This window comes from Vitreoscilla sp. C1 (assembly GCF_002951955.2).
GTDB lineage: Bacteria > Pseudomonadota > Gammaproteobacteria > Burkholderiales > Neisseriaceae > Vitreoscilla > Vitreoscilla stercoraria.
The window spans coordinates 1,662,724-1,674,650 of record NZ_CP019644.2; the positions used below are offsets into that span (position 1 = coordinate 1,662,724).

Here is an 11,927-nt window from a genome sequence, read left to right on the forward strand (position 1 = left end):
TCTCAACGAAAGCGGCCTGTAATAAACTTTATGATGCCCATCATCAAAAACAATGTTTTGCACATTTTCAATTTCAACATCACAAAGCCGCTTGTTGCAGATGCACACAAGCGGCCTGTAAATCGTCAGATTCAATGCTTATTTGGCACAAGCACTGCGCTGCAAGCGACCATAACGACCCAAAACTTCTTGAATCCGGCTGACATCTTGACCGCTGACATCGCTGAAAGTCACCGTGTAATTGGCAGAAGTCAACGCAGCGGCTTCTTCATTACCACGCTCATTGATAACCACACCCGCCACACCTGCCGCAATGGCACGTTGGCGCACAGCTTGCGCTTTATCAGCACTGCTAAACACACCCAAAGACAAACTGGCACCTTGCACTGTGGCGTTAATGCCTGCTTTATTCAAAGCAGCCATCGACTCTTCACTGCTGCCTGCTGCCAAAACTTGGTATTGCAATTTAGGCTTTTTGGTGGCTTGTTTGTTTTCTACCACATTGCGTGCTACGGCATGACGATAACCACCAATAAAATTCTTCAAGCGGTGATAAGCATCTTCAGGCAATGTAATTTGTGCCGAACAATTTGGCGCTATTTTAGCTGCCACCACAGGCGCGGCTTCACGGCGTATATTTTGAGATGGCGCAGCCGAGATGTGTGCCGCTGGCGCTGCTCCAGTAGTGGTATTGGCAGTTGTTTCAGCCGCAATCCCTGTACCAATAGGCACAGCCACCACCGCAGGACTTTGAGTAGGACGGTTACCATTCATTTTTTGTGTCACCACATTGGCAAACACTGCAATATTCAAAATAACCAATATCGCAAACAACCATTTCAATAATTGCATGTATGCTCTACCCAGTTTTTTAATCCAAATAAAACCAAATTATCCACAATTTGCACAGCACTGTCTAAAATTAACGCTTTGGGCAGGTGTTGTTCGATTTTTGCCGCACCGCCGCCAGTTAAAATGATGTCGACCTTGCCACCTTGTTGACGCTCTTTCAAACGCTGTTGCATCAAAATCACCGCACCACAAGCAGCGTCTTGCATGCCGCTTGCCAAAGCATTGGATGTGGATGTGGCAAAAGGATACGCTTTGCCAATAGGCTGATTCAAATTGGCTGTTTTGACCGCCATCGCTTCTTTCATCAAATTGAATCCCGGCATAATACTACCGCCCAAATAATGATGGTCTTGCGTCACTGCATCAATGGTGATGGCTGTACCACACGACACCACCACACAAGAATTTTGACTGAACAAACGACTGCCCAAAACATTGAACCAACGATCAGAGCCATGTTGTTGGACTTTGTAATAATGATTGGTCACACCCAAAGCATGACGCATAGATGGCAACCAACGAATTGAGCGGCCTGAAGCAGCTTGTTCCACTGCTGCAATTTTTTTCGCACCACACACCGCACAACCCAAAATAGGAAAATCTCGAGGAAATTGACGCAAAAAATCAGCGAACGCTTGCAAATTGGCATATGGCGCACGTCCACCAAAATGCAATTGACGGTCTTGGTCAACCCAAGCCCATTTTAATTGACTATTACCACCATCTAATAACAAATAACGAGCATCTTTTTTATGTGTTGCAGTTAAAACCATTGGTTGACTCTTGTGTTGCTGATTGTCTGAATTGTGAACGCCAGTTTCTGGCAAAATGGGCATTATTGGTGCCGCATCGTGAAGGCGGCGTACTGAAATCTCACCTTGTCTGTGAATTTGAATGTGTCCTTGGGCATTTTGCAGTTGCAGGCCGCCCAAAGTGTCCACTCCAACAATCATACCACTGTCAACACACTCGCCACGCTCATATACCACCACTTCTTGACCCACATCACGCAATTGCTGCACATAAGCGTCCTGAAAGGCCAAAAAACCTTGCTCAAAAAAGCGTGGCAAATCGCGGTTTAATTGTTGCAGCAATGCACTTAAAAAAGCCACGCTGTTAAATTGTGGCTGTTGCGCTTGGCACGATGTCGCCAAATATTTCACATCTTCGTGCAGCGGCAACATGACATTCATGCCAATGCCAATAACCGCATGAAAACGCTCACCACGAATTTTGCTTTCCACCAAAATGCCGCCAAGTTTCAAATCACCCACCACCACATCATTAGGCCATTTTAACTGAGCTTGTATGTGTTGTTGCGCCAAAACTTGTTGCACCGCCAAACCGACAATCAAAGGCAAAGACGCAATATGCGCATTGTTCAAAGGCAGGCGATAAGCCAAACTGAACATCAACGCTTGTCCTGCTTGATTGTGCCAAGTACGCTGCATGCGTCCACGACCTTGACTTTGGCTCAATGCCACCACCGCTTGCTGATGAATGTCTTGCCCTTCTTGCCAATGCTGCCACAACACATCATTGCTCGATGTGGTTTCGGCCAGCGCTTGAACAGCAAAACCCGTCTCCAAGCCAATTTGTTGCGCTTGCAATGGCGACACTACCGCCATTGCCGCCTTAAATTGCCACCAACCATCTTGTTGGCGCAAGTTTTTTTTGGCATGTTCAGGCAATTGATGGGCATATACGTTCAATTGTGCCAAGTCGCAAGACAACGCCGCAGCCAAATCTTTGACATGATGCGCTTTGCCATCCGCCAATTGTGCCCACAATGCCCAAGCTTTTAGCGGCAAGGCTTTCACTTTTGCGCCTCACGGATTTTTGCCAATGTTTGCGTGGTCGATGTCGCATGTTCAAATGCAATCGACACCACTTTGCCGCCACGCGCTTGGGTTTCTTGGGATCCGACAATATTCTCTATTGCCCAATCACCACCTTTCACCAACACATCAGGCTTGACCAATTCAATCAAATCCGCTGGCGTATCCGCATCAAACCATGTCACCACATCCACGCTTTGCAAAGCTGCCATCACCGCCGCGCGATTTTCCAAACCATTAATGGGTCTGTCATCGCCCTTGCCTTGACGCTTGACTGAAGCATCGGTATTCAAAGCCAATACCAAAGAGCCGCCCAAAGCGCGCGCTTGTGCCAAATACGTCACATGCCCACGGTGCACAATGTCAAAACAACCATTGGTAAACACAATCGGACGTGGCAAATGCGCCAAGTGTTCAGCCAAAGTTTCAGGTGCGCAAATTTTTTGTTCAAACTCAGGTGGTGGAAATTGTTGCATGGTTTTTCTTTCACAAAGACAGCAAGCGGCCTGTAAAGCTTACAGGACGCTTGCTGATTCATTTATCACAAAGGCATTTTAAAGGGTTTGAAACGATGTGGTAGCAAAAGTTTGTCCATTTTCGAGCATCACCGTTTGCTCGGGCCATCTTAACGCAGCCAAATGGTATTTCGATTGGCTCTCAGCAATATCAGAGCGGCGATCGCGCCAACGTGCACCTACTGAAAAATCAATGCAATACACATTTTTTTGAGCACCAAACCACTCACGACCATCGGCAGGCATCAAACCTGCATGACGGTGAGTGGCCTCGATTTTATTTTGCCACAAACGCCAATAATGACCCATGATGACAGGCACATCATCATGGTAATTGTTCCACCAAGCTGAGCGGCCTGTAAAACGCCAGCGCGCACCTGAGTAAAATGGCGTCTCAACGGCTTCTTCGCTACCTGACAACAAAGCCCGCACAGGATTTTGACGCCAACGGCTCAAATCAAATTCGGTATAACCTTTGAGCAAAGGCGGATTTAACTGTTCTTGCCCCAATACCGCTTCATACGCATCGTATTCTTGTAGATATTGTGGGTACCAAACGTCTTGATTCACCAATTCATGGACATGGTTATCAAAATAATGGTACCACTGCGAGACATTTTTCTCAGATGACAAAGCCTTCAATTGCGCCACAGATTCAGGCAACCATGCAGCATGCACCAAACGCAAATCGTCACGCTCTAAAATCACAGGCCATGTTTGCAATTGCTCTAATAAAGCGGCACGATGCTCTACTGCCAAGCGTTGATAAGGCTGGTATTGCTCATCTTCAGGAATGCGACTGTCAAAAAACCAAGCCGAACCATCTTTAGGGTCGCCTGCCAAAATATTGACTTCATGGTTGCCCAAAAGACTTAACACACCATGTTGCTCACGCGCACGATTGACCCAAGCCAAAGCCGCAGGCGAATCAGGACCTCGATCGCACACATCACCAATAAAAACCAAACGACGACCTTGTGGGTGTTCGCCGCGTTCGTCATAACCCAAATGGGTCAATAATTGTTGTAACACCGCCCACTCGCCGTGCACATCACCCACAATGTCCAACGGTCCACTAGGTAAAGTTTGAATGAATTGATTGATTGGCATAAATACTCCATTGTCCTTTAATAGGACTGGTTGTTATTATTTAGTTCATATTATTGTGTTTACATACTAGCACGCGCCTTTTCTTGCGCCAAAAAAAACCGCACCAAATGACTGGTGCGGCCCCTGAAGTCCAGAGTAGAGAGAGGTTCTTTTACTCGACACGCTCGCCGTGAGTAGTGATGTCCATACCTTGACGTTCGTCTTCGGCATCGATGCGCAATCCTACTGTTTTATCGATGATTTTTAACAAGACAAAGCTCACCAAACCGCTATAAACCACTGTAATGATGATGCCTTCAATTTGTGCAAACCAATTCACTTCTGCACCACTGATGGTTGTCGATACAAAAACACCTGTTAATACCGCACCAATGATGCCGCCAATACCGTGAATGCCGAATGCATCCATAGAATCATCGTATTTCATCATTGCTTTGAGTTTGGTTACGGCAAAGAAACAACCTGCTGCTGTTAACAAACCAATTGCCAAAGCAGGAACAGGTGCCACAAAACCTGCCGCTGGCGTAATGCCCACCAAACCCGACAACGCACCTGAAGCCAAACCCAAAGCCGATGGTTTTTGACCAAACAATTTCTCACACAACATCCAAGCCAAAGCACCGCCCGCTGTTGCCACTTGCGTGGTCACCATCGCCATACCTGCGCGGCCATCAGCTGCACCTGCAGAGCCTGCATTAAAACCAAACCAACCTACCCACAACATGCCCACACCAATCAAGGTCAAAGTCAAATTGTGTGGTGCCATTGGTTCTTTGCCAAAACCCAAGCGTTTGCCCACCAACATACAGCCAACCAAACCTGCAATACCCGCGTTGATGTGGACTACCGTACCACCTGCATAATCCAATACGCCATCTGCTGCCAACCAACCATCGCTGCCCCAAACCCAGTGTGCCGTTGGTGCGTACACAATCAACACCCAAAACGTGATGAAAATCATGATGGCAGAAAATTTCATGCGTTCCGCAAAAGCACCCGTAATGATGGCTGAGCTAATGATGGCAAACGTCATTTGGAAGAAGAAAAATACGCTTTCAGGAATGGTTGGCAAACCCGGATAAATCGTCAATTTTTCGTCTTCTGCAATGAACGTCATGCCTTGCAAAAACACGCGGTCAAAGCCGCCTAAAAAGCCATTATTAGGCGTGAACGCAATGCTGTAACCGACAATCATCCACAGCACCGATACCAACGATGCCACCGCAAAACTTTGTACCATCATCGCCAACACGTTTTTCTTGCGTGCCATACCACCGTAAAACAACGCCAAGCCCGGCAAGGTCATAAACAATACCAATGCTGCCGAAATCATCATCCACGCACTGTCACCCGTATCCAAATTGGCAACAGGTTGCAACCAGTCCGCCGTACCATTGGCCATCGCCGCCGCAGGCACTGTCAACACCGCTGCCGCCACCCATTTTTTTACATTACATAAAGCCATGTTCATTCTCCCTTACAAAGCATCTGCGCCGACTTCAGACGTACGGATGCGAATCACTTGATCCAAATCGAAAACAAATACCTTGCCATCGCCAGTTTTGCCTGTGTAAGCGGCCTGAACAATGGCTTCACACACTTGTTCAACCATCTCAGCACTCACAGCAGTTTCAATTTTGATTTTGGGGAGAAAATCCACAGCGTATTCTGCGCCGCGATAGATTTCTGTGTGTCCTTTTTGACGACCAAAACCTTTGACTTCGGTCACGGTCATGCCAGAAACGCCCAATTCGGTCAGTGCTTCACGCACTTCATCCAATTTAAACGGTTTGATTACCGCACTGATCAATTTCATGTGTCACCTCTCAAGCAAGATATATTGTCTGCCCTACTGCTTGGTCTTGAGCCTGCCATGCCAAACAGTTGGTGTGGTCTTGTATAAAACGATTGATGTGTTCGTATTGCGGCGCCGCAATGTTCTATTCAACATACCTGTGCTTTTTTTGCGCTGCAATATTTTTCACATCACAACAATCAATTCGCCACAATCTGCTCATTCTGATTCACAATTTGAAACTAACATTATTTTACAAATGCAAATACAGCCCTTTATTAAAATAAAATTGCATTTTTATTATTTTTAATAAATTTAATCTCGAAAAATCTTTTTTTTTAAAATAAAAGTCTATATGATAGGTAAAAATAAAAACAACAATCACTCGAGAACCGTCTCAATTTATTGCCAAATTGAGCATAAATCACTTTTCCCTGTATCCTTAACTTGTGTTCGGTGGTTATATTCTCATTGTGAATATTTCAATCGAAATAATATTCAAAACAATTAAAATCCATTTAATAAAGACGATAAAAAAAGCGTCCTGTAAGTTACAGGACGCTTGTTTGAGTTTCAGATAAAGTACCGATTAGCTGCGATATTCGGCATTGATTTTCACATAATCATACGAAAAATCGCAGGTGTACATTTTGCCACTGGCATCCCCTCGCGCCAAATCCACCGTCACGGTAATGTCGCTTTGCTGCATCACTGCCGCACCTGCCTCCTCCACATAACTTGTCGCACGTCCGCCTTTTTCAGCCACCAACACGTCTCCCAACCACATTTGCACTTGCGACACATCCAAGTCCTCAATGCCCGCATAACCAACCGCGCACAACAAACGACCCAAATTCGGATCGCTGGCAAAAAACGCGGTTTTCACCAATGGCGAACGGGCAATGGCATCTGCCACCAAACGCGCTTCTGCTTTGGTTTTGGCGTGTTGTACGTCAACCGTGATGAATTTGGTTGCACCTTCGCCATCGCGCACAATCGCTTGCGCCAATTCCAAAGACAAATCCAATAAGGCCGCTTTAATGGCTTCGTAAGCCGCGCCTTCTGTTGCGGTTATCACAGGCAAAGCCGAGGTGCCTGTTGCCATGATGATGAAGCTGTCATTGGTCGAAGTGTCGCCATCAACGCTGATACAGTTAAAGGTTTCGTCCGCCACTTCTTTGACCAACACTTGCAACACCTCTTTGGCAATCGCCGCATCGGTAGCCACAAAACCCAGCATCGTCGCCATATTGGGATGAATCATGCCCGAACCTTTAGACATGCCCGTAATCTTGATGCTCACGCCATCTATGTCAATTTGGCGACTGCCTGATTTGGCCACCGTATCAGTCGTCATGATGGCAGCTGCCGCCACATCCCAATGTACAGGCTGCACATTCGGAATCACCGCAGCAATTTTTTCATACGGCAATGGCTCTAAAATCACGCCGGTTGAAAACGGCAATACTTGCTTTTCTGCACAACCAACATGAGACGCTACTGCTTGACACACCGCGCGCGCGCGCATCAAACCATCCGCACCCGTTCCTGCGTTCGCGTTGCCTGTATTGACCACCAAAGCACGAATGTCGGAACTTGGTAACAATTCTTGGCACACCCGCACAGGCGCAGCACAAAAACGGTTTTGAGTGAAAACGCCAGCAACTTGTGTTTCAGGACGCAATACCAACAAAGTCACATCGTTGTGATTGGCTTTTTTCACACCAGCTTGACCTACAAACAAATCCACACCCTCAATGGCCAACAATTCTTGGGCGTTTTTGGGTTTCAAATCAACTGCCATAACCGTTTTTCCTTTATTCATCATTTTCTGTGTACGCAACATCTGTGCAAGCTGCGTTTATACTACTTTTTTTTGCCAACGCACAGAGCCTACCGTATAAAACAGCATCAAATACTTGCGAGCGGTCTATGGCTGATGCAGTATGTATTGATTGTGATTTGAATCTAAAGGATGTTGCTATGCTGGTCGTTGCCATAGATGTTGATGCCCAACGCACGTTTACCCCATTGTGTCCGAATGAATTGCCCGTCACAGGTGGCGATGAAATCGTGGGTCAATTGAATGCGCAAGCCGCTTTGGCACATTTGCGCGTGTTAACCAAAGATGCCCACAATCCCAACGCCGCTTGGGTGGTCGATAGCCATGATAAAATCGGCACGCCCATTGGTTTACCCGATTCGGACATCGGCTGGGTGCGCCATGCCGAAGTCGGCACCGATGGCTTCAAAGCCTTGCCCGGCTTGCCTGAACCTGAACAATATGATTTTTTGGTTTACAAAGGCGTAGAAAACCACATGCACCCTTATGGCGCCTGTTACCACGATTTGGCAGGACGCATCAGCACAGGTTTATTGGAATGGCTCACCGTCAAACAAGCCACACATATTTTTGTGGGCGGCTTGGCAACCGATTACTGTGTCAAAAACACCGTATTACAATTGTGTGCTTATTCAAAAAATTGGCAAGTGTGGGTGAATTTGGGTGCGTGTCGCGGCATTGCAGACGATACCGTCATCACCGCCATTGAAGACATGCGCCTAGCAGGTGCACAAATCGTAGACGATAGCAGCCAATTGCCTACTTAATTTAAATCATTTGAATCATCTAACAAGCGTCCTGTAAAGCTTACAGGACGCTTGTTTGGTTTGATATTTTCATCCGAATATCACTCATCAAAACCACTGCGGCAGTAATTTTTTTCAATTTCATCGCACCCTTTTGAAGATTCACAGTCTATTGCATCTCAATGTCATTTACCCTAATAACATAAGGATTATCATATGTCTGCCAAACTGTTGATGCTCGTCGGTGATTATGCTGAAGATTACCAAGTCATGGTGCCATTTCAGGCCTTTTGGGCAATTGGCTATCAAGTTGATGCCATTTGCCCAAACAAATCCACGGGCGATGTCATTAAAACCATCATTCGCAATCTGGCCAGCGATCAAGTTTACAGTGAACAATCCGGTCATGATTTCACATTGAACGCTGACTTCAATCACATTAATACAAGTGAATATCAAGGTTTAATCATTCCAGGCGGTCGTGCGCCTGAATATTTACGCTTGAATCCCAAAGTCATCAATATTGTACGTGAATTTGATGCTGCCAAAAAACCGATTGCTGCAATGTGCCATGGTGTACAGGTTTTGGCGGCGGCACGGGTGATACACAATCGCTATATTGCTTCTTTTCATACCTGCGCCCACGACATTCACCTTGTTGGTGGCAAATACATCGAAGTGCCTAATGACAATGCAATGGCCGATGGGCATATTATTACCGCACCGTCTTGGCTGGCACAACCTGCTTGGATGGCGCAATTGTTGATGGCTTTGGGTACTAAAATTGAAATTCCATAACAAAGCGTCCTGTAAACATTTACAGGACGCTTATCAGTTTTATTTTGGTTACAACACCATTACATATTTAACACTGCATCGGTTTTGGCGGCACAAATAAAATCATTTTTGTGTAAGCCGTTAATGGCATGCGTCCACCATGTAATGGTCAAACTGCCCCATTCCAATAATAAAGCAGGATGATGGCCTTCTGCTTCTGCCAATTCTGCTACTTTTTGATGCGCTGCCCATGCTTGTTTGAAATTTCTAAATGAGTATTGACGCTGCAACTGCATCACACCATCGACCACAATTGGCTGCCAATCGGGAATTTGACGCAATAATTCAGGCAATTCTTGTTCGTCTACTTGCGGTGCGCCAGCTTGGCACGCTTCACATTGCATTTGGTTCAAAGTTTCGGTGGCGCTCATTGAAGATTTCCTATTGATAATCATGTAAATGGTTTAATGGCTGATGGCTTCAGGCAAAGGAAACAAGCCCAAAGCTTGGGCTTTGCGCACTTCGCTCATGATGTCGATATGAGCCAAATCATACAAATCGTTGACGTCAGTTAAATGGTAATAAATCGGTTGCAATACATCAATGCGATAACGGGTGCGCAATACATCGGACAAATGGAACATGCGGCGCTCAGGCACTTGAGAGGCAAAAGCATAATCGGTTTCTTGCGGCGAAGACAAAATACCACCACCATAAATCTTGCGGCCTTGTGAGGTTTCGAGCAAACCGAATTCCACAGTAAACCAATACAAACGCGCCAAATATGCCCGCTCTTGCTTGCTCGCTGCCATGCCTAACTTACCATATTGTGCGGTAAAATCTGCAAACGCAGGATGGGTCAACATGGCACAATGCCCAAAAATTTCATGAAAAATATCAGGCTCTTGCAAATAATCCATGTCTTCAGGACGGCGAATAAAGGTCGCTACTGGAAATTTGCGCTCAGACAACAATTTAAAAAAGCGGTCAAAACTGATTAAAGCAGGCACTTCCGCACATTGCCAACCTGTCGCTTGGTACAAAACACGACTAATGTCTTGCAAATTGGGAATATGGTCTTGTGGCAAATCTAAGCGTTCCAAACCCAACAAATATTCATCACAAGCTTTGTCTTGTAAATGGCTCAATTGACGTGTCAATAAACGTTGCCAAGTCTCATCTTCCACCTCAGTCCATGCAATATGACCATGTGCATCGCTTTGTTTGGCAGTGTAAACGTGTTGCGTTTCCATCTCAGGCTCCTGAGTATGTAATTATTTTAATAATATGTTTTTTAAAAACATATAAATTCATATTTTTATATTTTTTTAAATTTATACATTACAAAATTAAAATTATCAACACTATTAAACCAACAATAAAATAAAAATATCTCTAAATCTCCTTAAAACCAATCCATCCATGCAAAAAAACCCAACAACCATCAGGTTCTTGGGTTAGATACAGCTCAAACACATCGGTTCTGACCAGCCACTTACATGCTTTTCATCAGTGGCAATTATCCCAACATAAGGGCTTTCCATACATATCAGCATCAAAAGGCATCGAATCAATCACAGCATAATCAGCCAAAAAAACAGCGCCCTGTCAATTTACAGGACGCTGTAGTGTCAAAAATGCCGCTTAATCTGCATCCACCACATAAGTCTTGGCAATCAAATCTTGCAAAGTTTGGCGATTGCGATCAATCAAGAACAACATCACCAAGCACGCAATCCAAAAACCAAACTGTATGATGCCGCCAATAAAAGGAATCATGGCAATCACGGTCAATGCCAAATTAGGTACGATTTCGCGCATCAATACCACGCCTTTGAAACCTGGATTTTCTCCTTCTTCATCCACCACTTTGATTTTCATGATACGTTTGCCCAAAGATTGACCTGTTTTACTCATCAACACCGCTTGAAAAATCAAAAATCCCAAAATCAACACACCGCCTAACATTGTCAGACCAATACCAAAACCACTGAGCTCGGGTTGAATATTGCTCTCAGGATTCATGCCTGAATAGCCGCCAGCTATTTCAACCACGCCCCAAATCAAAGGAATATAAGCCACCGCACCAATCAAATAATTGAGAATATAAGCTGCGATACGCTTACCTGGATTGGCGAGCTCAAACTCATCGTAATCATCCTCAATATGGCTTTTTTCTAGTTGGGTGGATTGATAAATTTCCTTAAAGTCTTGCATGGTGGACTCCTCTATCGATTTTAATCTACATTCAAAGCATTTTTACAACGACATATTGTGATTTTAACATCAACGTAAAAACTGGCTCGCTCATCCATCAACATCATCAATATTGCACTTACAGCCGCTATTTTAGGTTAATTACTATTACATTCCAATAAAATAACAATCATTCTCAAAAAAAACATTTCATATTCAAAATGAAAACGATTTCCCGACAATTCTGATAATTTA

The 11,927-nt window shown here is 45.0% G+C and carries 12 protein-coding genes; 2 read left to right on the forward strand and 10 right to left on the reverse strand.

Annotation, left to right across the window (positions count from 1 at the left end):
• Window positions 1-138 precede the first annotated feature (138 nt).
• From ADP71_RS08155 to argJ, 7 genes are all read right to left on the reverse strand, one after another.
• Window positions 139-852, reverse strand: a complete 714-nt coding sequence (locus ADP71_RS08155; protein WP_019958073.1) for a hypothetical protein — start codon at window positions 850-852, stop codon at window positions 139-141.
• Complete coding sequence (locus ADP71_RS13050) at window positions 840-2,672, reverse strand: biotin--[acetyl-CoA-carboxylase] ligase (RefSeq protein ID WP_237343007.1); 1,833 nt, start codon at window positions 2,670-2,672, stop codon at window positions 840-842. Before ADP71_RS13050 ends, ADP71_RS08155 begins: the two co-directional genes overlap by 13 nt.
• Complete coding sequence (rfaE2, locus tag ADP71_RS08165; RefSeq protein WP_019958075.1) at window positions 2,669-3,166, reverse strand: D-glycero-beta-D-manno-heptose 1-phosphate adenylyltransferase; 498 nt, start codon at window positions 3,164-3,166, stop codon at window positions 2,669-2,671. Before rfaE2 ends, ADP71_RS13050 begins: the two co-directional genes overlap by 4 nt.
• A 78-nt stretch (window positions 3,167-3,244) precedes the next feature.
• A complete protein-coding gene (locus tag ADP71_RS08170) occupies window positions 3,245-4,315 on the reverse strand; it encodes a metallophosphoesterase (RefSeq protein WP_019958076.1) in 1,071 nt (356 codons plus the stop codon).
• A gap of 151 nt (window positions 4,316-4,466) precedes the next feature.
• Window positions 4,467-5,780 (reverse strand): ammonium transporter, encoded by a 1,314-nt coding sequence (locus ADP71_RS08175; RefSeq protein ID WP_019958077.1) that lies wholly within the window; start codon window positions 5,778-5,780, stop codon window positions 4,467-4,469.
• A gap of 12 nt (window positions 5,781-5,792) precedes the next feature.
• The gene (locus ADP71_RS08180; RefSeq protein ID WP_019958078.1) at window positions 5,793-6,131 is read right to left on the reverse strand and encodes a P-II family nitrogen regulator; all 339 of its coding nucleotides are present in this window, start codon (window positions 6,129-6,131) and stop codon (window positions 5,793-5,795) included.
• 568 nt (window positions 6,132-6,699) lie between these two features.
• A complete protein-coding gene (argJ, locus tag ADP71_RS08185) occupies window positions 6,700-7,914 on the reverse strand; it encodes a bifunctional glutamate N-acetyltransferase/amino-acid acetyltransferase ArgJ (RefSeq protein ID WP_019958080.1) in 1,215 nt (404 codons plus the stop codon).
• Between the two features lie 182 nt (window positions 7,915-8,096).
• Here argJ and ADP71_RS08190 point away from each other — a divergent pair, with 182 nt between their 5' ends.
• Both ADP71_RS08190 and ADP71_RS08195 read left to right on the forward strand, forming a co-directional pair.
• Window positions 8,097-8,720 (forward strand): isochorismatase family protein, encoded by a 624-nt coding sequence (locus ADP71_RS08190; protein ID WP_026353506.1) that lies wholly within the window; start codon window positions 8,097-8,099, stop codon window positions 8,718-8,720.
• A 195-nt stretch (window positions 8,721-8,915) separates the two neighbouring features.
• Entirely contained in the window at window positions 8,916-9,497 is a 582-nt protein-coding gene (locus ADP71_RS08195) for a DJ-1/PfpI family protein (protein ID WP_019958082.1), read from the forward strand.
• A 59-nt stretch (window positions 9,498-9,556) separates the two neighbouring features.
• Here ADP71_RS08195 and ADP71_RS08200 read toward each other — a convergent pair whose 3' ends face one another.
• The 3 genes from ADP71_RS08200 to ADP71_RS08210 form a co-directional block, all read right to left on the reverse strand.
• Window positions 9,557-9,907, reverse strand: a complete 351-nt coding sequence (locus ADP71_RS08200; protein ID WP_019958083.1) for a 4a-hydroxytetrahydrobiopterin dehydratase — start codon at window positions 9,905-9,907, stop codon at window positions 9,557-9,559.
• A gap of 33 nt (window positions 9,908-9,940) precedes the next feature.
• Entirely contained in the window at window positions 9,941-10,729 is a 789-nt protein-coding gene (gene phhA, locus ADP71_RS08205; protein WP_019958084.1) for a phenylalanine 4-monooxygenase, read from the reverse strand.
• 391 nt (window positions 10,730-11,120) lie between these two features.
• Window positions 11,121-11,693 (reverse strand): RDD family protein, encoded by a 573-nt coding sequence (locus tag ADP71_RS08210; protein ID WP_019958085.1) that lies wholly within the window; start codon window positions 11,691-11,693, stop codon window positions 11,121-11,123.
• Window positions 11,694-11,927 lie beyond the last annotated feature (234 nt).